Source organism: Pseudomonas sp. (assembly GCF_030690725.1).
Taxonomy (GTDB): Bacteria; Pseudomonadota; Gammaproteobacteria; order Pseudomonadales; family Pseudomonadaceae; genus Aquipseudomonas.
Genome location: NZ_JAUYGD010000004.1, coordinates 152,213 through 175,554 on the forward strand (window position 1 = coordinate 152,213; position 23,342 = coordinate 175,554).

Annotated in this window: 22 protein-coding genes; 13 read left to right on the top strand and 9 right to left on the bottom strand. The window is 62.5% G+C overall.

The features are described from left to right. Positions 1-56 precede the first annotated feature (56 nt). From Q8O69_RS01090 to Q8O69_RS01100, 3 genes are all read right to left on the bottom strand, one after another. On the bottom strand, positions 57-1,652 hold the full coding sequence (locus Q8O69_RS01090) for a GMC family oxidoreductase (protein WP_305589047.1): 1,596 nt from the start codon (positions 1,650-1,652) through the stop codon (positions 57-59). A gap of 214 nt (positions 1,653-1,866) precedes the next feature. Further along, on the bottom strand, positions 1,867-2,412 hold the full coding sequence (locus Q8O69_RS01095) for a twin-arginine translocation pathway signal protein (RefSeq protein WP_305589049.1): 546 nt from the start codon (positions 2,410-2,412) through the stop codon (positions 1,867-1,869). Between the two features lie 32 nt (positions 2,413-2,444). Continuing rightward, positions 2,445-3,899, bottom strand: coding sequence for a coniferyl aldehyde dehydrogenase (locus Q8O69_RS01100; RefSeq protein WP_305589051.1), 1,455 nt, complete (start codon positions 3,897-3,899; stop codon positions 2,445-2,447). Positions 3,900-4,135: 236 nt separating this feature from the next. Here Q8O69_RS01100 and Q8O69_RS01105 point away from each other — a divergent pair, with 236 nt between their 5' ends. Continuing rightward, positions 4,136-4,795 (top strand): TetR/AcrR family transcriptional regulator, encoded by a 660-nt coding sequence (locus tag Q8O69_RS01105; protein WP_305589052.1) that lies wholly within the window; start codon positions 4,136-4,138, stop codon positions 4,793-4,795. 203 nt (positions 4,796-4,998) lie between these two features. Here the strand turns inward: Q8O69_RS01105 and Q8O69_RS01110 are convergent, their stop codons facing one another. The 5 genes from Q8O69_RS01110 to Q8O69_RS01130 all read right to left on the bottom strand — a co-directional run bounded on the left by Q8O69_RS01110 (position 4,999) and on the right by Q8O69_RS01130 (position 10,754). Beyond that, positions 4,999-5,994, bottom strand: coding sequence for a hydrolase (locus tag Q8O69_RS01110; RefSeq protein WP_305589054.1), 996 nt, complete (start codon positions 5,992-5,994; stop codon positions 4,999-5,001). A 120-nt stretch (positions 5,995-6,114) separates the two neighbouring features. Further along, entirely contained in the window at positions 6,115-6,723 is a 609-nt protein-coding gene (gene rsmD / locus Q8O69_RS01115) for a 16S rRNA (guanine(966)-N(2))-methyltransferase RsmD (protein WP_305589055.1), read from the bottom strand. After that, positions 6,723-8,204 carry a pitrilysin family protein gene (locus Q8O69_RS01120; protein WP_305589056.1) on the bottom strand — a complete coding sequence of 494 codons (1,482 nt, stop codon included), beginning with the start codon at positions 8,202-8,204 and terminating at the stop codon, positions 6,723-6,725. Before Q8O69_RS01120 ends, rsmD begins: the two co-directional genes overlap by 1 nt. Then, entirely contained in the window at positions 8,197-9,552 is a 1,356-nt protein-coding gene (locus tag Q8O69_RS01125) for a pitrilysin family protein (protein WP_305589057.1), read from the bottom strand. Before Q8O69_RS01125 ends, Q8O69_RS01120 begins: the two co-directional genes overlap by 8 nt. 266 nt (positions 9,553-9,818) lie before the next feature. Next, positions 9,819-10,754: a LysR family transcriptional regulator gene (locus Q8O69_RS01130; protein ID WP_305589058.1), complete on the bottom strand. Its 936-nt coding sequence runs from the start codon at positions 10,752-10,754 to the stop codon at positions 9,819-9,821. Positions 10,755-10,862: 108 nt separating this feature from the next. On the opposite strand from Q8O69_RS01130, the gene Q8O69_RS01135 reads away from it, so the two are divergent. The 7 genes from Q8O69_RS01135 to Q8O69_RS01165 all read left to right on the top strand — a co-directional run bounded on the left by Q8O69_RS01135 (position 10,863) and on the right by Q8O69_RS01165 (position 18,467). Continuing rightward, positions 10,863-12,605: an amidohydrolase gene (locus Q8O69_RS01135; RefSeq protein WP_305589059.1), complete on the top strand. Its 1,743-nt coding sequence runs from the start codon at positions 10,863-10,865 to the stop codon at positions 12,603-12,605. A gap of 118 nt (positions 12,606-12,723) precedes the next feature. Beyond that, positions 12,724-13,500 carry a TorF family putative porin gene (locus Q8O69_RS01140; RefSeq protein ID WP_305589060.1) on the top strand — a complete coding sequence of 259 codons (777 nt, stop codon included), beginning with the start codon at positions 12,724-12,726 and terminating at the stop codon, positions 13,498-13,500. A 208-nt stretch (positions 13,501-13,708) separates the two neighbouring features. After that, positions 13,709-15,142 carry a signal recognition particle-docking protein FtsY gene (ftsY, locus tag Q8O69_RS01145; protein WP_305589062.1) on the top strand — a complete coding sequence of 478 codons (1,434 nt, stop codon included), beginning with the start codon at positions 13,709-13,711 and terminating at the stop codon, positions 15,140-15,142. Position 15,143: 1 nt separating this feature from the next. Further along, complete coding sequence (ftsE, locus tag Q8O69_RS01150) at positions 15,144-15,812, top strand: cell division ATP-binding protein FtsE (RefSeq protein ID WP_090250172.1); 669 nt, start codon at positions 15,144-15,146, stop codon at positions 15,810-15,812. After that, the gene (gene ftsX / locus Q8O69_RS01155; RefSeq protein WP_275960362.1) at positions 15,809-16,828 is read left to right on the top strand and encodes a permease-like cell division protein FtsX; all 1,020 of its coding nucleotides are present in this window, start codon (positions 15,809-15,811) and stop codon (positions 16,826-16,828) included. The genes ftsE and ftsX overlap by 4 nt, the downstream gene beginning before the upstream one ends. Before the next feature lie 112 nt (positions 16,829-16,940). Next, positions 16,941-17,795, top strand: coding sequence for an RNA polymerase sigma factor RpoH (gene rpoH / locus Q8O69_RS01160; protein WP_167143438.1), 855 nt, complete (start codon positions 16,941-16,943; stop codon positions 17,793-17,795). A 60-nt stretch (positions 17,796-17,855) separates the two neighbouring features. Beyond that, positions 17,856-18,467, top strand: coding sequence for a hypothetical protein (locus Q8O69_RS01165; RefSeq protein ID WP_305589064.1), 612 nt, complete (start codon positions 17,856-17,858; stop codon positions 18,465-18,467). Position 18,468: 1 nt separating this feature from the next. Here Q8O69_RS01165 and mtgA read toward each other — a convergent pair whose 3' ends face one another. Continuing rightward, positions 18,469-19,206, bottom strand: a complete 738-nt coding sequence (mtgA, locus tag Q8O69_RS01170) for a monofunctional biosynthetic peptidoglycan transglycosylase (protein ID WP_305589066.1) — start codon at positions 19,204-19,206, stop codon at positions 18,469-18,471. A gap of 67 nt (positions 19,207-19,273) precedes the next feature. Here mtgA and Q8O69_RS01175 point away from each other — a divergent pair, with 67 nt between their 5' ends. The 5 genes from Q8O69_RS01175 to Q8O69_RS01195 all read left to right on the top strand — a co-directional run bounded on the left by Q8O69_RS01175 (position 19,274) and on the right by Q8O69_RS01195 (position 23,199). Continuing rightward, positions 19,274-19,660, top strand: coding sequence for a DUF423 domain-containing protein (locus Q8O69_RS01175; protein ID WP_305589068.1), 387 nt, complete (start codon positions 19,274-19,276; stop codon positions 19,658-19,660). A gap of 102 nt (positions 19,661-19,762) precedes the next feature. Further along, a complete protein-coding gene (thiS, locus tag Q8O69_RS01180) occupies positions 19,763-19,963 on the top strand; it encodes a sulfur carrier protein ThiS (protein WP_304870176.1) in 201 nt (66 codons plus the stop codon). A gap of 48 nt (positions 19,964-20,011) precedes the next feature. Continuing rightward, positions 20,012-20,806, top strand: a complete 795-nt coding sequence (locus Q8O69_RS01185; protein WP_305589071.1) for a thiazole synthase — start codon at positions 20,012-20,014, stop codon at positions 20,804-20,806. Positions 20,807-20,952: 146 nt separating this feature from the next. After that, on the top strand, positions 20,953-21,672 hold the full coding sequence (gene trmB, locus Q8O69_RS01190) for a tRNA (guanosine(46)-N7)-methyltransferase TrmB (RefSeq protein ID WP_305589072.1): 720 nt from the start codon (positions 20,953-20,955) through the stop codon (positions 21,670-21,672). Positions 21,673-21,855: 183 nt separating this feature from the next. Continuing rightward, on the top strand, positions 21,856-23,199 hold the full coding sequence (locus tag Q8O69_RS01195; RefSeq protein WP_305589073.1) for a DUF1329 domain-containing protein: 1,344 nt from the start codon (positions 21,856-21,858) through the stop codon (positions 23,197-23,199). The last annotated feature ends 143 nt before the right edge of the window (positions 23,200-23,342 follow it).

Genomic DNA, 23,342 nt, shown 5'->3' on the forward strand with positions numbered 1-23,342 from the left:
ACCGCGGCTTATCCAGCCGATTCACGGGCGCAGAATGGCCCGTGAATACCCTGATATCAGGCGTGCTTGAGGCGTTCGGCGAGTTTTGTCGCGAGTTTGGCGGTTAGCCCATAGATCGACAGCTGCGGATTGGCGCCGATGCTGGTGGGGAACAGCGAGCCGTCATGGATCGACAGGTTGCTCAGTTGATGGTGACGCCCCAGGCTGTCGGTAACAGCCTGCTGCGGGTCTTCACCCATGGCGCAACCACCCATTACGTGGGCACTGCCGAGGCGAGTGCGGTACAGCTCAAGGCTAAGGCTGTCGATCAGGCTTTTCGCTTCGGCGAGGGTCTTTACGTAACCGGCGTCTGCATGCAGCGGTAGCACTGCCTTGGCCCCAGCGGCGAACTGGATCTCGGCCATGGTATGGAAGGCGCGGCGTACGCCGTCCCAGGTGTAGTCGGTCATCTGGTAATCGAGCACCGGGCTGCCGTCGCCGCGCAGTTCCACTGTGCCTTCGGCGCTGTCCGGGTGGAAACCGTCGCGCAGCAGGGCCAGCATCACGTTGGTATTGGGCAGTTGCTCCATGCGCATGGCGTTGTCGATGCCGAAGCGGCCGAGCAGGGTCGCGGTCAGTGCCGGCTGCAGCGGTGGTACTTCGAGCTTGTAGGACAGGCGCCCAGCGGTGCCGTCATCCCATTGGAAGTGGTCGGAGTAGATCGACTGCGGCGCGCCGTAGAAGGGGTTGATCACCTGATCGAACAAGGCCGCGGAGAAATTCACCAGGTGCAGGAAGGTGCGCTTGCCGGTGCGCTGGTGCGGGTCCGGTGCATTCGAGCGCAGGAGAATCCCCGGTGTGTTGATGCCGCCACCGGACAGTACGTAATGCTTGGCCTTGACCGTGATCTTGCGGCCATTGGGGGCGACGCTGCGCTCATCCATGCCGAGGCACTCGATGCCCGTGACCTGGTCACCCTCGATTAGCAGACGTTCGGCACGGGCCAGATAGAGCAACTCGCCGCCTTTATCCAAGGTCGCCGGGATGGTCGTGACCAGCATCGACTGCTTGGCGTTGGTCGGGCAGCCCATGCCGCAGTAACCGAGGTTCCAGCAGCCGCGCACGTTGCGCGGAATCGTCTGCCACTCGTAACCGAGCTTGTCGCAGCCGCTGCTGATTACTGCGTTGTTGGCATTCGGCGGCACGACCCAGGGTGCGACGCCCAGGCGCTGTTCCATCTGCTCGAACCAGGGCGCCATTTCTTCGGGGCTGTGGCCTTTTACACCGTGTTCCTTGGCCCAGTGTTCCAGGGTTGGCGCGGGCGTGCGAAAGCTTGAGGTCCAGTTGATCAGCGTAGTGCCGCCGACCGCGCGGCCTTGCATGATGGTGATTGCGCCATCCTTGCTCATGCGGCCGATGCCTTCCTGATAGAGACTGGCGTAGGCCTTGTCTTCGAGCATCTTGAAGTCGTCGCTGGTCTTTAGCGGGCCTTCCTCGATCAACAACACCTTGAAGCCGGCCGCGCTGAGGATTTCCGCGGTGGTGCCACCACCTGCGCCGCTGCCGACGATGGCCACGTCGGCTTCCAGGGTCAGATCGCTGTCCAGGCGCGAGCCGTTATAGGTCTTCCAGCCACGGGCCAGGCCTTCTTTGAAACTGTCGGGTACAGGCATTTGAGGATCTCTTTTTTATGATCGCGCTGCATAAAAGGTTGAGCGAGCTAGAGCCAGGCTAGGCGCAGATGCGCGAGGACGCGGAGTTTACGAGCTGTAAATGAGCAGTACTCGTTTCACTCGCCCTTGCGGGCCGCCCTCCGGGCGTTCGGTGACAAGTCACCGTCCAAACACATCTGCTACAACGCCTGGCCGACGCGCAGCCAGCCGTTAGTCAGACCGTCGGAGGGCCGGGGTAGCCGCAGTGGGCCCATGATTCGGCTCGGCTATACCAGCTCATCATCACCAGCTGCAGCAGCGAGGCGTGGCCCATTTTCAGCAGGCCAATCGAGCTGTTCTGCCAGCGCTCGAGAAACGCCTGCACATCTGCGGGCGATGCGTTTTCCCAGCTGCCCCAGACTCCGGTCAGCGGACCACGGGTGATCGGCATGGCGAGCACGTCGAACAGCTGCACGGTCAGCTTGAGCAATTCCGGCGAGACGTGATTAAGGCTGTAGTCGAGGCTGGCGAGGGTGCCTTCGACGGCTTGCGGCATCTTCTCGGTCGTTACCGCGCCGGCCAGCATCACCGGGATCAAGGCATGCAGAAAGGCCAGATCGGACTCGCGGATCACCGCAAAGCCGGCTTTCGGCGTACTCGCCGAACAGCCGCTGAGGCTGGCAGTAAGGCCGGCGGTGGCGAGAAAGGCTGAGCCCATCAGGCCGACCTTGAGCAGGTTGCGCCGAGTCAGGGCCGGCGCTTCAAGCGTGGTGTTGTGCATTTATTGTTATCACCGAATCAGGCCATTTTGGGTTAGCGAACGAACAGCTTGTACACCAGCTTCTGCAGGGCTTTGCCATAGGGCGGATATATCAGCTTGGCGGCGTTGAAGCGCTGCTTGATAAACACGCCCTTGGCCTTGCTGAAGGTGAGGAAGCCTTCATGGCCGTGGTAATGACCCATGCCGGACGGGCCGACGCCGCCGAATGGCATGTCGTCCTGGGCCACGTGCAGCAGGGTGTCGTTAAGGCACACGCCGCCGGAGTGGGTCTCGTGCAGCACACGCTGTTGCTCGCCCTTGTCATAGCCGAAGTAGTACAGCGCCAGTGGCCGGTCGCGCTCATTGATAAAGGCGAAGGCATCTTCCAGCTTGTCGTAGGGGATGATTGGCAGCAGCGGGCCGAAAATCTCGTCCTGCATCACCTTCATTTCATCCGTCACGTTCAGCAGCACGGCCTGCGGCATGCGCCGGCCCTGGGCTTCGGGGTACAGCGGGATGATGGTCGCGCCCTTGCTCTCGGCGTCCTGCAGGTAGCCATTGAGGCGCTGCTGCTGGCGCTCGTTGATGATCGCGGTGTAATCCGGGTTGTCCTTGAGTTGCGGGTAAAAACTCTGCACCGCGTTGCGGTAAGCCTCGACAAAACCCTCCACACGGTCTTTCGGCACCAGTACGTAATCCGGTGCCACGCAGGTCTGGCCGGCGTTCATGGTCTTGCCGAAGGCGATGCGCTCGGCGGCGTCACTCAGCGGCACGGATGCCGAGACGATGGCCGGCGACTTGCCGCCCAGCTCCAGGGTGACCGGGGTGAGGTTTTCGGCCGCGGCGCGCATCACGTGTTTGCCGATGCTGGTGGCACCGGTGAACAGCAGGTGGTCGAACGGCAGTTTGGAGAAGGCCATGCCGACTTCCGCCTCGCCCAAAACGACGGTTACCAGGTCCTCGGGGAACACCTTGGCGAGCAGGTCCTTGACCAGTTGCGAGGTGGCCGGGGTCGACTCGCTCATCTTGATCATCACCCGGTTGCCGGCCGCCAGAGCGCCGACAAGCGGGCCGATGGCGAGAAACAGCGGGTAGTTCCACGGCACGATCACCCCGACTACGCCCAGCGGCTGGTAGATGACCTTGGCCGAGGCCGGCATAAATTGCATGCCCACGCTGCGCCGTGAAGGCTTCATCCATTTCTTGATGCGCTTGGTCGCGTAGTGGATGCCATGCAGGCTGGGCATCAGCTCGGCGAGCAGAGTTTCGTCGGCGCTGCGGTTGCTGAAATCCTGGGAGATGGCGCTGATCAGCGCGTCACGCTCATTGCTGAGCAAATCGCGCAACACGTTGAGCCACTGGATGCGCTGCTCGGCCGAAGGCATGGGATTGGCTTTGAACGCCTGGCGCTGACGGGCAAAGCTGCTCTCCAGCTGGCTGAGCTGCTGTTGGCTGCGTTGCAGGCTTTGTTCCAGGCTTTTATCAAAGGCGGCGACGTTGGCGACCATGGTGTTGCTCCTCGGCATTCCAGCAATGCAGTGCGTCAGATGAGCTGAGGCTGCTGCAGAAAAGGTGTGCTGGATTTTTAGAGCAATTGCTCTAATCTGTCAAATAGCATGGCGCTGTCAGCCGACGGACGCAGCCCAACGAAAAGTTAGCGCATGTTTCCGCGGCTTTTTCCGGTAACACTTCTGCCGTTTCTGCCTGTACCTTTGCCGGGCTTTTGAGTCGAGAACGAGTCGTTATGTCAGCCCCACTGAAAACCCGCGAACGCATCATTCAGGAGAGCCTGGCGCTGTTTAACGCCCAGGGCGAGCGCAGCGTCACCACCAACCATATCGCCGCGCACCTGGGGATTTCACCGGGCAACCTGTACTACCACTTCCGTAACAAGCAGGCGATCATCGCCGAGCTGTTTGCCCTCTACGAAAGCCAGGTGGATACCTTTCTGCGCCGCCCCGAGGGCCGCGCGCTGACGGTGCAGGACAAGACCTTCTATCTGGAAGCACTGCTCGCCGCCATGTGGCATTACCGCTTTCTGCACCGCGATCTGGAGCACTTGCTCGACAGCGACGCCGAGCTGGCCGAGCGCTACAAGCTGTTCTCGCAGCGCTGTCTGCAGCGCGCGCAGGGCATTTATCAGGGCTTTGTCGAGGCCGGCATCCTGTTGATGAATGCGCCGCAGATCGAGGCGCTTACCCTCAACAGCTGGATCATCATGACCTCCTGGGTGCGCTTTCTCTGCACCACTCGCGGCAATCCCGGCGACCTCAGCCAAGAGATGCTGCGCCGTGGCATCTACCAGGTGCTGACGCTGGAAGGCGGCTATATCGCCCCGCAAGCGCGCGAGGCGGTGGAGGCGCTGTACGCCAAGCTGCATGTGCCGCTAGAGCAGGTGATCTAAGAACGACTCGCCAAGTTTGTAGCCCGGATAAGCCTTGGCGCAATCCGGGGTTGCTGTCCCGGATTGCGCTGCGCTTATCCGGGCTATGGGTTGAGTTGTTGTTTCAGTCGTAGGGTGGGCAACGCGAAGCTTGCCCACCGTCACCTACACAACCACTCGACTATCACCTGCCCTATTGGTGGATGATAAGAGCGTCATCCACCCTACAGCAGTTTCGCGGCCTGCTCGGCCAGCCACTGCGGAATGCGCCGCTCCAGGTAATAACCCGGTTTACCCAGGCTGCCTTCGACAAAGCCGACATGGCCGCCGTGGGCGTGCAGTTCGAATTCGATACTAGGCGATAGCTCGCAGGCTTCGGGCAGGCTGTGGGCGAAGACGAAGGGGTCGTCGGCGGCCTGGATAATCAGCGTCGGCGTCTCGATCTGGCCGAGGAAGTAGCGGCTGGAGGCGCGGCGGTAGTAGTCCTCGGCATCGGCGTAGCCATGCAACGGTGCGGTGATACGGCCGTCGAAATCCCAGAAGGTGCGCATATTGTCCAGCGGGCCGAGTTTCTCCAGGGTGGACAGGCGGTCGCTCATGCCCTGGTGGGCGAACAGGCGCTGCTTGTCCTTCACGTAGACCACCATCTCGCGCATAAAGTGACTCTGGTAAACCTTTGAGAAGCCCATGCCGATGCGGTCGGCGCACTGATCCAGACGAAACGGCACCGACACCGCCGCTGCGCCTTGCAGCTGGCTGTCTGCCCCGGTTTCACCGAGGTACTTGAGCAGCACATTGCCGCCCAGGGAATAACCCACGGCATACAGCGGCGCCATCGGCCGCTGGGCGCGCAGGTGGCGTACGGTTTCTGCCAGGTCCTCGCTGGCCCCTGAGTGGTAACCACGGGCCAGCAGGTTCGGCTCGCCCGAACAGCCGCGCCAGTTCAGCGCCACGCTGGCCCAGCCATGGGCTGCCAGTTGCTGCTGCAGCCCCAGCACGTAGAGCGAGTCGGATGAACCCGTCAGGCCGTGCAGCACCAACACCAGCGGTGCGTCGGCCTGATGCGGACCGTGCCAGTCCAGATCAAGAAAGTCGCCATCCTCCAGCCACAGCCGTTCGCGCGTGCGCTCAAGCTTCGCCGGCTGGCGACACATCGGGTTCCACAGAGTTTGCAGGTGCGGGCCGGGTAGCCACCAGGCGGGTTTGAAGGACGTTTGCATGACAAATATCGGTTGGGAAAGCGCTCAGGCTAGGGCCTGAGGCGGTGAAACGGAAGTTAAATGAGTGGGGCGAATAACAGAACCTGACCGGGCTTCACGCCGTGAAGCCCGGAGTTCCCCTCAGGCTGCGGCCGTGCGCTGCCATAGCGCGTAGTACACCTGGCCCGCCTTCTGTTCGCGGTGTAGGCGCCAGTTGCCGGGCATGCCGAGGCTGGAGGGTGAGTTCTCGCTTTCGGTATAGACCCAGGCATCCGCCGCCAGCCAGCCGTTCTGTTCGAGCAGGATGCAGGCAGGGAGCAGCAGGTTCTGGTTGAACGGCGGGTCGAGAAACACCAGGTCGAACGGCGTCGCGGTAGGTTGTTGCAGGTAGAGCAGGGCATCGGTCTGCTGCAGCTGGCCGTTGTCGCAGTTCAGCGTTTGCAGGTGGCTGCGCAGGTTGGCGATGGCGGCTGGATTGAGGTCCAGGGCCAGGGCGCTGCCGGCGCCGCGTGACAGCGCTTCAAGAAACAGCGCGCCGCTGCCAGCGAACAGGTCGAGCACCTTGGCGCCCTCGACATAGGGCGCCAGCCAGTTGAACAGGGTCTCGCGCACGCGGTTCGGCGTCGGCCGCAGGCCAGCGGCCATGGGGAAGTTGAACTGGCGCGAGCGCCATTGTCCGCCGATGATCCGCAGTTGGCCATCGCCGCTATGGGCGGGGTTGGCTTTCGGCGGCTTAGGTCGCTTGCTCATCAGTGCTCCGGGACGCCAGTGGGTTGCTCGGCTGGGTTGTCGGTGGGCGGCGGCAGTTCTTTCTGCGCCACGCTCGGGCCGGCGGTGACGATCACCAGAGCCTCGGGGTTGAGGTGCTTGGCCATGGCGGCCTTGACCTGTTCCACGCTCAGCGCTTCGACGTCGCGCATAAAGTCTTCCAGGTAGCTCAGCGGCAGGTCATAGAAACCCATGGAGCCCAGCTGGCCGACGATAGCGGCATTGCTCGCGGTGGACAGCGGGAAGCTGCCGGCCAGCTCGCGCTTGGCGTTGTTCAGCTCTTCTGCAGTCGGGCCGTTGTTGATGAAGTCGGCGAGCATGCTTTTGACCAGTTGCAGGGTGCCGTCGCTGAGTTCGGCGCGGGTTTGCAGGTTGATCATAAAAGGGCCGCGCGCCTGCATGGCGCTGAAACCGGAGTAGACGCCATAGGTCAGGCCGCGCTTCTCGCGAACTTCGGTCATCAGGCGGGTGCCGAAACCACCGCCGCCGAATACCTGGTTGCCGAGGTAGAGCGCGGCGTAGTCCGGGTCGCGGCGGTCGATGCCGAGCTGGGCAATCATCAGGTGGGTCTGATTCGAGGGGAACTCGATATGTTGCAGGCCCGGCTTGGGCTCTTCCGGCTGGGCGATACGCGGCAGCGCCGGGCCTTTCGGCAGGGCGGCGGACACCTGGCTGGCCAGGGCTTCGGCGTCGCTGCGCGAGAGGTCGCCGACCAGCGCGATGATCGCGTTATTGGCGGTGTAGGCCTTGGCGTGGAAGGCCTGCAGCTGCTCACGGCTGATGGCCGGGATCGACTCGGCATTACCGTCGCTTGGGTGCGCGTAAGGATGCGCGCCGTACAGACGCTCGAACAACGCCAGGCTGGCCAGCTTGCCGGGGTTCTGCTTCTGGTATTCGAAGCCCGCCAGCAACTGGTTCTTGATCCGCGCCAGGGCGTCGTCCGGGAAGGTCGGTTGGCCGAGCACCTGATTGAACAGCTGTAGCGCCGGTTCGCGTTTGTCTACAGCGCTGAGGCTGCGCAGGCTGGCGATGGCCATGTCGCGGAACGCGCCGTTGCCGAAGTTGGCGCCGAGGTTTTCGAAGCCGGCGGCGATTGCGCCGACATCCTTGCCCGGCACGCCCTCATTGAGCATGGCGTTGGTCAGCATGGCCAGGCCGGCGGTGCCGTCGTCATGGCTGCTGCCAGCGGCAAAGGTCAGTTGCAGGTCGAACATCGGCAGCTCGCGGGCCTCGACGAACAGCACCTTGGCGCCTTCGGCGGTTTGCCAGGTCTGGATATCCAGATTACGGCGGCTGGGCGGCTGATCGCCAAGGGCGGCCAGGGATTCGATGCTGGTCGATTCGGCGGCCGGAGCCGCGGTTGGGCTGCTATCCGGGCGGTTGATCACCAGGGCCAGCAATGCCAGCAATATCAGTAGCGCCAGGCCGAGCAGGCCGTAGCGCAGGCCATTGCGCTCACTCATTGCGCTTCTCCTCAGGTAGAACATGGGCGACGCTCAGGCGGTCGCGGGTAAAGAAGGTACTGGCGGCTTGCTGGATATCAGCCGGGGTGACGGCTTCCAGTTCGGCCAGTTCCTGGTCGATCAGCTTCCACGACAGGCCGACGGTTTCCAATTGGCCGATGGCGGTGGCCTGGCTGGTGATCGAGTCACGCTCGTAAACCAGGCCGGCGATCACTTGCGCACGTACGCGGGCCAGTTCCTCAGCGCTTGGCGGGGTGTTTTTCAAGTCTTCCAGCTCACGCCACAGGCCGGCTTCGACCTGCTGCAGAGTCTTGCCGGTCTGCACGTTTGGCGTGGCGGAAAGGATGAACAGGCTGTCGCCACGGGAGAAACCGTCGTACCAGGCCGATGCGCCGGATACCAGTTCCTCGCCACGTTCCAGGCGCGTGGGCAGGCGGGCGCTGTAGCCGCCATCGAGCAGGGCGGCAGCCAGGCGCAGGGCATGCACCTGGCGCGGCTGTTCGGCGGTGGCCAGGCCCGGCACGTTAAAGCCCATCATCAGATTCGGCAGCTGGGTTTTCAGATACAGGGTGATACGCCGTTCGCCGGGAGCGGCCAGCTCACGCGGGATCTTGGCGATAGGCACGTTGCGCTTGGGGATGGCGCCGAAGTAACGCTCGGCGAGGATCTTCACCTCGGCGACGCTGACGTCACCGACCACCACCAGGGTGGCGTTGTTCGGCGCGTACCAGGCTTGGTACCAGTCGCGCAGCTCCTCGACGGTCATGCGCTCGAGGTCGGCCATCCAGCCGATGGTCGGCGTGTGGTAACCGCTGGCAGGGTAGGCCATGGCCTTGAAGCGCTCATAGGCCAGGCTCGATGGTTTGTCGTCGGTGCGCAGGCGGCGTTCTTCCTTGATTACCTCGATTTCCTTGGCGAACTCATCGGCCGGCAGCTTGAGGCTGGCCAGACGGTCGGCTTCCAGTTCCAGGGCAACGGCCAGGCGATCGCGGGCTAGCACTTGGTAGTAGGCGGTGTAATCGTCGCTGGTAAAGGCGTTTTCCTCGGCGCCCAGCTCGCGCAGGATGCGTGAGGCTTCGCCGGGGCCGAGCTTGCGGCTGCCCTTGAACATCATGTGTTCGAGGGCGTGGGACAGGCCGGTCTGGCCGGGCGTCTCATAGCTGGAGCCGACCTTGTACCAAAGCTGGGAAACCACCACCGGGGCGCGATGGTCTTCGCGCACGATGACCTTGAGGCCGTTGTCCAGGCTGAATTCGTGGGTCGGCTGCGGCTCGGCGGCCAGGGCCAGCAGCGGGCAGGAGAGTACGCCGAAACATAGGGCGGCGACACGATGGGCAAGCGTTGGCATGGGAGTCTGTTCACCGTAAATGACATGTTGCCGTGGCGCGGAGGGCGACTCGGCACGCTGTGAAGCGCAGGTATGAGGTGTTGGGCAAAACCTGCGGCAGAGTATGGCGTGTTGCGGCAGTCAATCCATAGAACCTGTTTGTGATCTGCATAGCCTCGGCTTTCCGGGCGGCTCAGGCAGGGGCGGATTCTAACGGCAAGCGGCGTGCAACAGAACCGTGAGACCTTGCCGCTGTGGGCCGGTTCCACCTGCGTCGCCGATAATGCTCAGGCCTCGGCGGCGCAATTGAGGCCCAGCCCGCGGGCGTCGAGAAACGCTGCCAGGTAATCGATAAAGGCCTGCACCTTGCGCGTGGCGCGCCGGTGGCTGGGGTATACGGCGAGGATCAGTGGGCCGAAGGCGTCCGGGTCGAAGTCATATTCGCTCATCACCTGCAGCAGTTGGCCGCTGTCCAGATAGGGCTGCACGCTCCAGGTTGGGCAGCCGTACAGGCCGGCGCCGCTCAGGGTATTGGCCAGCAGCAGGTCGTAGTTGTCGCTTTCCAGGCGGGCATTAGGCACCGGGACGCGCAGGCGCACGCCGTTCTGCGCCAGCCACCAGAAGTGCTGATCCAGCGATGGGTGGCGGTAGAGCAGCCACTGGTGCTGGGCGAAGTGCTCGGGGCGCACCGGCGCTGGGTTGGCGGCCAGATAGGCCGGGCTGGCGCACAGCACGATACGGTTGTGCCCTAGGGGTTTGGCGATCAGCCCCGGCAGGTCGCTGCGGCCCTCACGCAGGGCCAGGTCATAACCGCCTTCGACCAGATCGACAAAGGCGTCGCTTAAATCCACCCGTAGGCGGATCTGCGGGTTGGAAGCGAGAAAGCCACCACACGCCTCATCGAGAAACGCCCGGCCAAAGCCCAGCGGCGCGGTCAGACGCAGGTTGCCATGCAGGCCGTGCTTGAGCTGGCCGATTTCTTCGCCGGCATCGTGCAGGCGTTGCAGCACCTGGCGCGCGGTGTCCAGATAGAGCCGCCCGGCTTCGGTCAGCGCGGTACGCCGGGTGCTGCGCTCGAACAGCTGCGCGCCCAGCTCGGCTTCCAGATGGCTGACCGCCTTGGTCAGGGCCGAAGGCGTCTTGCCCAGCTGCTCGGCCGCACGGCTAAAGCTGCCGTGCTCGGCGGTGGCGACAAACATGCTCAGGGCGCTGAGCTTGTCCATAAAGTTTTTCCTATTTGGCAAAAGCGTTTTGCTTAGCGCTGCGGTTCTGCACCGCTGCGCCAGGCGCTAGTCTCGCGGCGAAACCAATAAGAACAAGAGGCTAAGGCAATGCAACGATTTATTCCAAGCCTGTTGGCCGCCGCCATGGCTTTTTCCTCGATGGAAGCCATGGCTGCCGCCGACCTGCTGTTATTTAACGGCAAGGTGTACACCGCCGAACCCGGCCAACCTTTGGCGCAAGCGGTCGCGGTGGCCGATGGCAAGATCCTCAAGGTGGGCAGCAATGCCGAGATCAAGGCCCTGGCCGATGCCGATACGCAGCTGATCGACCTGGCCGGCAAGGTGCTGATGCCGGGCATGATCGACACCCACAGCCACCCGGTGGTAGCCGCCTACGACAGCATGGGCTCCAACCTGTATGACGAAGTCAAACCGCTGGCCGAGCTGGAGCAGTGGATCATCGCCCAGGATCAGGCCGGCGCGGCGCGGGTGGGCGATATCATCGTCATCTCCGGCGCCAGCTCGGGCTATTGGGAGCAGAGCGCCGGGCTGGGCAAGATCTTCAACCAGGGCCGCTGGGCTGATCAGCCGGTGGTGCTGAATGGCATCGACGGCCATACCGGCTGGGCCAACAACGCCATGCTGAAGCGGGTGAAGATCGACGCGGCGCTGGTGAAAAGCCTGCCGGAGAAGGAGCGCAACTATATCGGCCACGCCGCCGACTTCACGCCCACCGGCTACCTGGCGGAAAACGGCTGGGATCGGGTGCGCAGCCAACTGCCCGCACCCACCGAGGCGGTGATGCTTAACGCGGCGCGTGAGGCGGTGAAGGTCAATAACCAGGTCGGCGTTACCGCCTGGATGGACGCGGCGGCCAATGCCGGCAGCGGCGATTCGCTGTTCGAGCTGCGCCCCACCGAGCAGGATGTCGGCGTACTGCCGCTGTACCGCAAGCTGGCCGAGAACGGCGAGTTGAGCGCCCACGTCGCCGCATTGCTGATTACCCATCCGCAGAGCACGCCGGCCGACCTCGAAGTGCTGGGCAAGGTTATGCAGCAATTCCAGGGTGTGCCGAATCTGACGTTCCCAGGGATCAAGATATTCGCCGACGGCGTGATGGAGTTCCCCGGCCAGACCGCTGCGGTGATCGACCCGTTCAAGAACAGCCTCAAACGCGGTGAGCTGCTGATCGACCCGAAGAACTTCGGCAAGCTGGCGGTGGCGGCTGAGCAGCGCGGTTGGATCATGCATGTGCATGCGGTCGGCGACCGCGCGGTGCGTGAAGCGCTGAATGGCTTCGAGTACGCCCGCTCGCTCAAACCGGCGCTGGTGCCACACAGCATCAGCCACCTGCAGCTGGTCAATCCCAAGGAGTTTGCGCGCTTCAAGCAGCTCGGCGTGATCGCTTCGATGCAACTGCTCTGGGCCACCGCCGAGACCTACACCGAGGAGCTGGTCAAACCCTACGTCAGCGCCGCCGCTTACCAGTATCAGTATCCGGCGCGTTCGCTGCACCAGGCCGGTGCGACCATCGCCGGGGCCAGCGACTGGCCGGTATCCAGCCCCAATCCGTGGAATGCCATCGCCCAGGCCAGCACCCGCAAGGGCCCGATGGGCGTGCTGAACGCCAAGGAAAGCATCGATCGCGAAAGCATGTTCCAGGCCTACACCCTGAATGCCGCCAAAGCCCTGCGCCTGGACAGCCAGATCGGCTCCCTGGCGCCCGGCAAGCAGGCTGACCTGATCGTCCTCGACCGCGATGTGTTCAAGGTCAGCGATGAAGAGCTGTTCGACACCCAGGTGCTGCGCACCTTCTTCGCCGGCAAGCAGGTTTACGCCAGCGAGTCCTGAGCCCGTTCCAGCCCCGTCTTACCCATAACAATTCACAGCCACCCTGCTCCGCGTACCGCGCGGGGCTTGGCGCTGCTTTGTCGCATCTGCCCACACCTATAAAAACAGGAAGATTCGTATGCGCACCTTACCCACCGTGTTTCTCAGCAGCCTTGTCCTGGCCCCACTGAGCTGCGTTCAGGCGTTCGAGCTGAATCAGCAGTTTCGCCTCGACGTCACCCCAGCGATTGTCAGCGACTACCGTGCCAGTGGGCTTTCGCAAACCCAGGGCGATCCGGCGGCCCAGCTGAATCTCGTGCTCAGTCACGCCAGTGGTCTATACGCCGGGGTGTGGACCTCCAGCGTCGACTTCGGCTTCGACTCGAAAACCCGCCAGGAACTGGAGTATTACGCCGGTTACTACTGGCAGATCAGCGAGAACATCAGCCTCGACACCTACTACACCCGGTACGATTTCCCCCGTGAAAGCGATTACAACCAGAGCGATGTGCAGGCCCTGCTGGATGTCTATGGCGTGCTGCTGGGCGCCAAGTACGTCAGCAATATCAAAGGCCCTGACGCCTGGGACGAAGAAGGTAATTTCTATAAAGGTGACAAGGATGAAGACCTGGCCTCGTTCCTGATCGGCTACCGCACTCAGCTACCGGGCGAAGTCGGCCTGGAGGTGCGCTACGAATACGTCGATTACAAGGACGAGGTGTTTTTCCGCGACGAGGAGCAGGGTCGTGCGCAATACCGCAACTGGGAGGTCAAACTGAACCGCGATTTCGTTGGCGTGACCTGGGGCCTGAGCTACATCGACACCGACCTGTCGAAAAGTGAGTGTGCAAGCTTTATGGGTTATGACGACCTGTGCGGGCCGACCCTGGTCGCCAGCGCCAGCAAGACCTTCTAAACGGCAGTACAAGCTGTCGGACGCGCCCGCTTGGTCTTAGCGCCGGCGGGCGCGGAGGTGCTAGGATACGCATCCGTTTTACTGGCGGCCGTGTCTGCTGGGGCATCTGGGTATTACTGCGCACACTCTTCAGCTCTGTTGCGCTGCGTGGGTAATACTTTCTGAGCCTTGTACCGGCGTGTCGCACCTTTCGAGATAGCCGTCCTCCATGTTTGGTCCCAACGACGACAAAAACACTCCCGCGCCTTCTGCCCCTGCCTCTACCGAGAAGCCTGCGGAGAAGAAAGACCTGTTCGGCTGGCTGCGCAAGAAGCCGCAAGCACCGACCAGCCCTGAGCCGCAACCGACACCCGTCAGCGAGCAGCCTGGTGCTCCGACTGTCGCCGAGCCCACCCCTACGCCCGTTGCGCCGGTAAGCGAAGTCGCTGCGCCAGTCGTAGAACCGGTGATTACCGCTGAGATCGTTGTCGAGCCGCAGGCTGCGCCGATAGCCCCTGTCCCGGTTGAGCAGACTGTTGCTGTCGCTCCCGCGCTGCCTGAAACCAGCGCAGCCAACCCCCAGCCACGGCCGTCGCGTTTCCGTATCAATGCCGGCAGCGAAGTGCTGCATGCCCATATTGAACAGCCTGCGGTGGTTGAGCCGGTCGTCGTGCCACCAATGGCCGAGCCTGCAGTCGTGCAACCTGTCGCCACTCCGGTCAAAAGCGCCGAGGAAACCCGGGCGGGCTTTCTCGAACGCCTCAAGCAGGGCCTGTCGAAAACCAGTGCCAGCCTTGGCGAAGGTATGGCCAGCCTGTTTCTCGGCAAAAAGGTTATCGACGATGACTTGCTCGAAGACCTGGAAACCCGCCTGCTGACCGCTGACGTGGGCGTCGAGGCTACCACCGCGATCATCGGCAACCTGACCAAGCGTGTCGCGCGCAAGGAGCTGGCCGACAGCGGTGCGTTGTACAAGGCTCTGCAAGATGAGCTGGTGGCGCTGCTCAAACCGGTCGAGCAGCCGCTGAAAATTGATAGCAGTAAGCAGCCCTATGTGATTCTGGTGGTCGGCGTTAACGGCGCGGGCAAAACCACCACCATCGGCAAGCTGGCGAAAAAACTCCAGCAGGATGGCAAGAAGGTCATGCTCGCCGCTGGCGATACCTTCCGCGCTGCGGCCGTGGAGCAGTTGCAGGTGTGGGGCGAGCGCAACCAGATTGCGGTAATCGCCCAGCACACCGGCGCGGATTCCGCTTCGGTGATTTTCGATGCCGTGCAGGCCGCCAAGTCGCGCGGCATGGACGTGCTGATCGCCGACACCGCCGGGCGCCTGCACACCAAAGACAACCTGATGGAAGAGTTGAAGAAGGTCCGTCGGGTGATCGGCAAGCTGGACGACACCGCGCCGCACGAAGTGCTGCTGGTGCTGGATGCTGGCACCGGGCAGAACGCGATCAATCAGGCCAAGCAGTTCAATCAGACGGTCAATCTCACCGGTTTGGCGCTGACCAAGCTGGATGGCACCGCCAAGGGCGGGGTGATCTTTGCCCTGGCCAAGCAGTTTGTATTGCCGATTCGCTATATCGGGGTGGGTGAGGGCATTGATGACCTGCGCACCTTCGAGGCCGAAGCCTTTGTTCAGGCGCTGTTCGCGGAGAAATAGGATGATCAAGTTCGAGCAGGTCGGTAAACGCTACGCCAACGGCCACATCGGGCTGCACGAGCTGAGCTTTCATGTGCGCCGCGGCGAGTTCCTTTTCGTCACCGGCCACTCCGGCGCTGGCAAGAGCACCTTGCTGCGCCTGCTGCTGGCGATGGAGCGGCCGAGCAGCGGCAAACTGCTGCTGGCCGGGCAGGATTTATCGCATATCACCAATGCGCAGATTCCCTTCCTGCGTCGGCAGATCGGCGTGGTGTTCCAGAACCATCAGCTGCTGTTCGACCGCAGCGTATTCGACAACGTGGCGCTGCCGCTGCAGATTCTTGGCCTGTCCAAGGATGAGATCGGCACCCGTGTGCGTACTGCGCTGGAGCGGGTTTCCCTGGCCGACAAGGCTGAGCAATCGCCTGGCGACCTGTCCACCGGTCAACAGCAGCGCGTCGGCATTGCCCGTGCCATCGTGCATCGGCCGGCCCTGTTGCTGGCGGATGAGCCCACCGGTAACCTCGATCCGCGCCTGGCCGCCGAGATCATGGGCGTGTTCGAGGACATCAACCGGCTCGGCACCACCGTGCTGATCGCCAGCCACGACCTGGCGCTGATCGCGCGCATGCGCCACCGCATGTTAACCCTGCAGCGCGGCCGCCTGATCGGCGACGGGGAGGCCGCATGAGCGCCACCCGCATGCCGCCTCCGCAGCCCGCGCAGCGCGTCGGTGCTGCACCGAAGAAATCCGAATCGCCAACGCCGGGCGATGATGGTCCAAGCTTTACCCACCAGTTGCACGCCTGGCTGGAAAATCACCGCGCCAGCCTGGTCGACAGCCTGCGCCGTCTGGCTAAACAGCCGATTGGCAGCTTCTTTACCTGCCTGGTGATGGCCGTGGCCCTCAGCCTGCCCATGGGCCTGGCGCTGCTGCTGGATAACGTCGAGCGTCTGGGCGTGTCCTGGCAGCGCGCGGCGCAGATTTCCCTGTTTCTGCAGATCGACGCCACGGATGCTCAGGGCCAGGCGCTGCGTGAGCAGATCGCCGAGATGGACGATGTGGAAGAGGCTGAGTGGATCAGCCGCGAACAGGCCTTGGCCGAGTTCCAGCAGCAGTCCGGCCTCGGCGAAGCGCTTAAGGAACTGCCGGACAACCCGTTGCCTGGAGTGATCGTGGTCACCCCGCAGCAAGTCGATAAAGTCGCCCTTGAGGCCTTGCGCTTGCGTCTGGCCGAGTTGCCGCGGGTGCAGCAGGCGCAGCTGGATCTGCTCTGGGTCGAGCGTCTGAGCGCCATGCTCAAGCTGGGTGAGCGCTTCGTCTTCGGCCTGACCCTGCTGCTGGTGATGGCGTTGCTGTTGGTGATCGGCAATACCATTCGTCTGCATATCGAGAACCGCCGCACCGAGATCGAAGTGATCAAGCTGGTCGGCGGCACCGACAGCTATGTGCGGCGGCCCTTCCTCTATATGGGCACGCTGTACGGCTTGGGCGCCGGCCTGCTGGCTTGGCTGCTGCTGGCTTACGGCTTGGGTTGGCTGAATGACGCCGTGGTGCGCCTGGCCGGCTTGTACGGCAGCGACTTCGCCTTGGCGGGCGTGCCGATAGCCGATGGTCTATCCCTGCTGCTCGGCGCGGTACTGTTGGGCTATATTGGCGCCTGGCTGGCGGTCGCACGGCACTTGAGCGAACTGGCCCCTAGATAGTAAGTTATTGTTTTGCTTGATATTGACTATGTGTAAGGGAACTTGTACCCCGGTATAAAGTCCCATGGAGCAGTGCTAGACTGCTCCACGATTCGTAAGTCGGAGGATTCAAATGTCCACTTCTTTGCAACCTGTTCATGCTCTGGTTCCGGGTGCCAACCTGGAGGCATACGTGCATGCGGTAAACGGCATCCCGCTGTTGACCCCCGAGCAGGAGCGTGAACTGGCGGAAAGTCTCTTCTACAAACAAGACCTCGAAGCCGCCCGGCAAATGGTGCTGGCTCACCTGCGTTTTGTTGTGCATATCGCCCGCAGCTACTCCGGTTATGGCCTGGCCCAGGCCGACCTGATTCAGGAAGGCAACGTCGGCCTGATGAAAGCGGTCAAGCGTTTCAACCCGGAAATGGGTGTGCGCCTGGTGTCGTTCGCCGTGCACTGGATTCGCGCCGAGATCCACGAGTTCATCCTGAAAAACTGGCGCATCGTCAAAGTCGCCACCACCAAGGCGCAGCGCAAGCTGTTCTTCAACCTGCGCAGCCAGAAGAAGCGTCTGGCCTGGCTGAACAACGACGAAGTGCATGCCGTAGCCGCAAGCCTCGGCGTTGAGCCGCGTGAAGTGCGCGAGATGGAAAGCCGCCTGACCGGCCATGACATGGCCTTCGATCCCGCTGCCGAAGCGGACGACGAAAGCGCCTTCCAGTCGCCGGCGCATTACCTGGAAGACCACCGCTACGACCCGGCACGTCAGCTGGAAGATTCCGACTGGAGCGACAGCTCCACCGCTAATCTGCACGAAGCGCTGGAAGGTCTGGATGAGCGCAGCCGTGACATCCTTTATCAGCGTTGGCTGGCCGAGGAGAAAGCCACGCTGCATGACCTGGCTGCCAAGTACAACGTGTCGGCCGAGCGCATCCGTCAGCTGGAAAAGAACGCGATGAATAAGCTCAAGGGCTCAATCGCCGCGTAAATCGCGCTACTGTCAGAAGCCGCACCCAGGTGCGGCTTTTTTCTGCCTAAGGAAAAGCCCGTGAAATTACCGCCCATACGCCCGCAGCACTGGCTGATCTTTGCCGTGGTCGCCGCCTTGTTCTTTGCCTGGGGGGCGTGGTTGATGCGCCCGCAGCCGGCTGCGCAGCCTCTGCCCTGGCTGGCGCAATGGCAAACCAAGGTGCTCACGCCTCTGGCCGATGATCGCTTGAGTCTGGTGCATCTGCATGACGCTCTGGATGGCGAGCTATGGCTGCAGCCTAATCTGGAAGGCGCACGCCTGCTGTATCGCGGCGACTTGCAGGATGCTGATGGCAATTGGTCGTTGGAGGCGGAAGTCGGTCTGGATAAGGCCGAGCGCGAGAGCCTGCTGGCCGCCGCTGGGCTAAAGCCGACGGACAAGGAGCAGCCGCTGGGCAGCCAGTTGCTGGTGCCATTGGCCAATCGCCCGATTATTGCGCTGACCTTGCTACCACCGGCGCCGCTTGATGTTGCGCGACTGGCCGCGAGCATCGGTCAACCGCGTCTGACCTTGGAGCTGGCCGAGGGGCAGGCCTGGGTCTATCCCGAGCTGGGCATGACCGCGCACCTGCAGGATGAAGAGCTGTACTTCCTTTATGCCGTGCCGCGGCATCTGCTTAAACAGCGCTGAACTAAACGCCTTTTAACCAGCTCGGCCACCATTCGGGGCGGCTGGGTTGCAGGCGGTTGAGGTAGTGACTGCCGCCCAGTTGCAACATCTGCTGGCGAATCCAGTTGGCCCGCCGGCTGATGCGCGCGCTCGGACGGCTGGCGCTCCACTCGCGCGGGTTAGGCAGTACGGCGGCCAGCAGACTGCTCTGCTGACGTGACAGGTAGGGCGCGCCGACCTTGAAGTGATGCCGCGCCGCCGCTTCGGCGCCGAACACGCCGTCGCCCCACTCGACGCTGTTGAGGTACACCTCAAGAATCCGCTGCTTGGACCAGAGCAGTTCGATTAGGCCGGTGAACCACACTTCCATGCCTTTACGCAGCCAGCTGCGCCCAGACCAGAGAAACAGATTCTTCGCCACTTGCTGGCTGAGGGTGCTGGCGCCGCGTAGCGAGCCGCCTTGCTGATTGTGCTCCAGGGCTGCCTGGATGGCCGCGACATCAAAGCCCCAGTGTTCGGCGAACTTCTGATCCTCGGCGGCAATTACCGCCATCTTCAGATCGTCAGGCAGTTCACTCCAGGGCCGCCAGCTGCGCTGCAGGTTGATGGGTTGATCGTTAAGCCAGGATTCGACCTTGCGCTCGACCATCAGCGCCGTGCCGGGTGGCGGCACCCAACGAAACAGTAACACCAGCAATACCGAGCCGAGGATCAGCCAGAGCAGGAGCTTGAGCAGGCGACGGGCGATGGATCGAAACATGCGTGCTTGGCCGGGATGATTTTGCCGGCCATTATAGCCAGCCCTGTCTTTATAGCTGGAGTGATGCATGGCTCGTCTGTGGTTATTGCTGTCTGCCTGCGCCGGTTTTACCGGTGTCGCCCTGGGTGCCTTTGCCGCGCATGGCCTGAAGAGTCAGCTGACACCGGCTTATCTCGCGGTATTCCAGACCGGCACCCACTACCAGCTGATTCACGCGCTGGCGCTGTTCGGCGTTGGCCTGTTAGCCGTGCTGCGACCGGCACCGTTGGTCAATTGTGCGGGCGCGCTGTTTGCCCTGGGTATAGTGCTGTTCTCCGGTAGCCTGTATGCGCTGACCTTGAGCGGTATCAGTGCCTTGGGCATGGTCACCCCCTTCGGTGGTCTGGCGTTTCTCGCGGGCTGGTTGTGCCTGGGCATGGCGGCCTGGAAGCTCGGCGCGCGCAACACCGCCTGACCCGTAAGTCAGAAAGCAGGACGAGCGGCAGCCTTCAGCCTTGGTCAACGCCCATGATCAGGCTAGAATGCCGGCCCTTTTCCCAGTTGTGACCGACCCGTCATGCATATTCAGTTAAACGGTGAAACATTCGAATTGCCCGACGGCGCCACCGTCGCCGGGTTGATCGACCGTCTGGATCTGGCCGGACGCCGCGTGGCGGTTGAGCTCAATCTGGATATCGTGCCGCGGAGCCAGCACGCCACCACCGCCTTGCGCGAGGGTGACCAGGTGGAAGTGGTACATGCGATTGGTGGCGGTTGAAACCAGTGTTAGCCCGCTGACTGCTCGAACACTTTACGAGGATTACCCATGAGCCACGTTCCCAGCGACAAGCCTTTTACCCTGGCCGGCCGTACTTACCAGTCGCGTCTGTTGGTCGGTACCGGCAAGTACAAGGATCTTGAGGAAACCCGCCTGGCCATCGAGGCTTCGGGTGCCGAGATCGTCACCGTGGCGGTGCGCCGGACCAATATCGGGCAGAACCCGGGCGAGCCGAACCTGCTGGATGTGATTTCGCCGGACAAGTACACCATCCTGCCGAACACCGCTGGTTGCTACGACGCCGTTGAGGCGGTGCGCACCTGTCGCCTGGCCCGTGAGCTGCTCGACGGTCACAAGCTGGTCAAGCTGGAAGTGCTGGCCGATCAGAAGACCCTGTTCCCCAATGTGATCGAAACCCTCAAGGCCGCCGAAGTGCTGGTCAAGGACGGCTTCGACGTGATGGTGTACACCAGCGATGACCCGATCATTGCCCGCGAACTGGCGGCCATGGGTTGCATCGCGGTGATGCCGCTGGCCGGTCTGATCGGTACTGGCCTGGGCATCTGCAATCCGTACAACCTGCGCATCATCCTCGAAGAGGCTACCGTTCCGGTATTGGTCGATGCCGGCGTCGGCACCGCGTCCGATGCCACCATTGCCATGGAGCTGGGCTGTGAGGCGGTGCTGATGAACAGCGCGATTGCCCATGCGCAGAACCCGATTCTGATGGGCGAGGCGATGAAGCACGCGATCATCGCCGGACGCATGGCCTACCTGGCCGGGCGCATGCCGAAAAAACTCTATGCCAGCGCTTCTTCGCCGCTGGATGGCCTAATCAAGTAAGGACTACGATTTGCTGCGCGTCGGCCCTGCTGCGTTAGAAACAGGCTCGGAATGCTCATGTACAAAAGTACACTCCGCTTCCTCTCCTGTTTCTGCCTTGCATAGCTCTAGCTCGCGAAATCGTAAAAGCACTTTAAGAGCACAGCATGACTGATTTGCCACAACAGCCTGAACCGGCTGAGGACACCTCCAAGCACCGCGCGATCAAGAGTTTCGTGATGCGTGCCGGGCGCATGACAGAAGGTCAGCAACGCGGCCTCGATCAGGGCTGGCCGAAGTTCGGCTTGCAACTGGAGGACGGCCTGCGTGATTTTGATCAGGTGTTCGGCCGCAGCGCGCCGCGCACCTTCGAAATCGGCTTCGGCATGGGCCATTCCACCCTGGAAATGGCCGCCGCATCGCCCGAGCAGGACTTTATCGGCGTGGAAGTACACCGTCCGGGTGTCGGCGCGCTGCTTAACGGCCTGATGACGCAGAACCTCAACAATATGCGCGTCTACAGCTGCGATGCGCTGGACGTACTGCGCAACTGTGTGGCCGACGCCAGCCTGGATCGGCTGCTGCTATTCTTCCCAGACCCGTGGCATAAGGCCAAGCACAACAAGCGGCGTATCGTGCAGCCGGCGTTTGCCGAGCTGGTGCGGCAGAAGCTCAAGGTTGGCGGTGTACTGCACATGGCCACCGATTGGCAGCCTTATGCCGAGTACATGCTGGAAGTAATGAATGTTGCGCCCGGTTACCAGAATCAGGCCGAGGACGGCCAGTATGTGCCGCGCCCGACGGAGCGCCCTACCACCAAGTTCGAGCGCCGCGGCGAGCGTCTGGGGCATGGCGTATGGGACCTGAAGTTCCAGCGCATCGACTGATTGATTCACGCGCTGAGGTATCGGCGCAGCAAGACCATAAGCACAGGGACGATTGCACAAGATCGGAATAATCCGACGCCCGCCAGGACGGCTCCTCACCAAGACGGCACATAAACCCGGGCAGCACTGCCCCGGTCATAAAAACAGCAGCCCTGCCTCAGGCCAGGCTGCGAGGAGATCGCTGTGTTGAGAACGCTTTCAATTCTGCTGCTGGCTACGTGCGCGTTACAGGCACAGGCCAAAGTCGACAGTACCCAGGCTGCACGTCTGGGCCAAGACCTGACCCCGCTGGGCGGTGAGCGCGCGGGCAATGCCGCCGGCACCATCCCGGCCTGGGACGGTGGCCTGGCGCAACCGCCGGCCAACTACCAGCCGGGCATGCATCACCCTGACCCCTACAGTGCCGACGCGCCGCTGTATCAGGTCAATAACCAGAACCTGGCGCAGTACCAGGCTCAGCTGCCGGCGGGCCTCAAGGCATTGCTGGAGAAGAACCCGGATTACTTCCTACGGGTATTCCCGACCCGTCGCAGCGCCGCCGCGCCGCAGCGTATCTATGACGCCACGCGCTTCAATGCGCAGACTGCCGAGCTGATTTCCGGCGGTAATGGTGTCGACGGTGCCGCCGCCGGTATTCCCTTCCCGCTGCCGAAAACCGGCCAGGAAGTTATCTGGAACCACATCATGCGTTACCGCGGTGACCAGATCAGCTTTGTCACCAACCAGGCGGCGGTACTGAGCAACGGCGCCTACAACCTGCTCAAGCTGGAGCGCGACATCTACTTCCTCTACGGTCGCGAAGGCGTCAGCCCGCAGGATCTGGACAACACCCTGTTCTACTACAAGTACAAGGTGGTCGCGCCGGCCAAGCTCGCCGGTTCGGCGCTGGTGGTGCAGGAAACCCTCGACCAGGTACTGGCGATCCGCAAGGCCTGGCGCTTCAACCGTGGCGAGCGCCGCGTGCGCCGCTTGCCGATGCTGGCCTACGACACCCTGCAGCCGGACAGCAACGGCATGGCTACTGCCGATCAGGTTGACTCCTACAATGGTGCGCCGGATCGTTACGACTGGCAGTTGGTCGGCAAGCAGGAAATGCTGGTGCCCTACAACAGCTACGCCGTGCACCAGAAGGGCATCCCCTACGACAACATCCTGCGCAGCAACACCGTCAACCCGGATCTGTTGCGTTACGAACTGCACCGTGTGTGGGTGGTCGAGGCCGAGCTGCGCAAAGGCTTTAGTCATCCGTATGCCAAGCGGCGCTTCTATATCGATGAAGACAGCTGGCAGATCCTCGCCGCCGATCTTTACGACAAGAGTGGCGAGCTGAGCGGCGTGCAGGAAAGTCACCCGATCAGTTACTACGACGTACCGATGTTCGGCAGCACCCTGGAAACCATCTACGACTTCAAAGGCAAGCGCTACTTTGTCGACGGCCTGGATAACAACGAGCCGATGTACAACTTCAACGCCAAGCTGGGCCCGCGAGATTTCACCCCGCAGGCGCTGCGCCGCGAAGGCAACTGAGCCTCGGTAGCACTGAAAAAACCGCCTCTTCGCAGGCGGTTTTTTTATGGCTGGAGATCCACAAGGGCTGTTCTGTGGGCAGCGCTTTGCCTGCGTCGGGCGTTGATACAGGACAAGTATGCAGGGTTGTCATCCAGCTACAG

Bases quoted from the DNA above. Each gene is read 5' to 3' on its own strand.
- Q8O69_RS01090 (WP_305589047.1), bottom strand. From the start codon at position 1,652: ATGCCTGTACCCGACAGTTTCAAAGAAGGCCTGGCCCGTGGCTGGAAG.
- Q8O69_RS01095 (WP_305589049.1), bottom strand. From the start codon at position 2,412: ATGCACAACACCACGCTTGAAGCGCCGGCCCTGACTCGGCGCAACCTG.
- Q8O69_RS01100 (WP_305589051.1), bottom strand. From the start codon at position 3,899: ATGGTCGCCAACGTCGCCGCCTTTGATAAAAGCCTGGAACAAAGCCTG.
- Q8O69_RS01105 (WP_305589052.1), top strand. From the start codon at position 4,136: ATGTCAGCCCCACTGAAAACCCGCGAACGCATCATTCAGGAGAGCCTG.
- Q8O69_RS01110 (WP_305589054.1), bottom strand. From the start codon at position 5,994: ATGCAAACGTCCTTCAAACCCGCCTGGTGGCTACCCGGCCCGCACCTG.
- rsmD (WP_305589055.1), bottom strand. From the start codon at position 6,723: ATGAGCAAGCGACCTAAGCCGCCGAAAGCCAACCCCGCCCATAGCGGC.
- Q8O69_RS01120 (WP_305589056.1), bottom strand. From the start codon at position 8,204: ATGAGTGAGCGCAATGGCCTGCGCTACGGCCTGCTCGGCCTGGCGCTA.
- Q8O69_RS01125 (WP_305589057.1), bottom strand. From the start codon at position 9,552: ATGCCAACGCTTGCCCATCGTGTCGCCGCCCTATGTTTCGGCGTACTC.
- Q8O69_RS01130 (WP_305589058.1), bottom strand. From the start codon at position 10,754: ATGGACAAGCTCAGCGCCCTGAGCATGTTTGTCGCCACCGCCGAGCAC.
- Q8O69_RS01135 (WP_305589059.1), top strand. From the start codon at position 10,863: ATGCAACGATTTATTCCAAGCCTGTTGGCCGCCGCCATGGCTTTTTCC.
- Q8O69_RS01140 (WP_305589060.1), top strand. From the start codon at position 12,724: ATGCGCACCTTACCCACCGTGTTTCTCAGCAGCCTTGTCCTGGCCCCA.
- ftsY (WP_305589062.1), top strand. From the start codon at position 13,709: ATGTTTGGTCCCAACGACGACAAAAACACTCCCGCGCCTTCTGCCCCT.
- ftsE (WP_090250172.1), top strand. From the start codon at position 15,144: ATGATCAAGTTCGAGCAGGTCGGTAAACGCTACGCCAACGGCCACATC.
- ftsX (WP_275960362.1), top strand. From the start codon at position 15,809: ATGAGCGCCACCCGCATGCCGCCTCCGCAGCCCGCGCAGCGCGTCGGT.
- rpoH (WP_167143438.1), top strand. From the start codon at position 16,941: ATGTCCACTTCTTTGCAACCTGTTCATGCTCTGGTTCCGGGTGCCAAC.
- mtgA (WP_305589066.1), bottom strand. From the start codon at position 19,206: ATGTTTCGATCCATCGCCCGTCGCCTGCTCAAGCTCCTGCTCTGGCTG.
- Q8O69_RS01175 (WP_305589068.1), top strand. From the start codon at position 19,274: ATGGCTCGTCTGTGGTTATTGCTGTCTGCCTGCGCCGGTTTTACCGGT.
- thiS (WP_304870176.1), top strand. From the start codon at position 19,763: ATGCATATTCAGTTAAACGGTGAAACATTCGAATTGCCCGACGGCGCC.
- Q8O69_RS01185 (WP_305589071.1), top strand. From the start codon at position 20,012: ATGAGCCACGTTCCCAGCGACAAGCCTTTTACCCTGGCCGGCCGTACT.
- trmB (WP_305589072.1), top strand. From the start codon at position 20,953: ATGACTGATTTGCCACAACAGCCTGAACCGGCTGAGGACACCTCCAAG.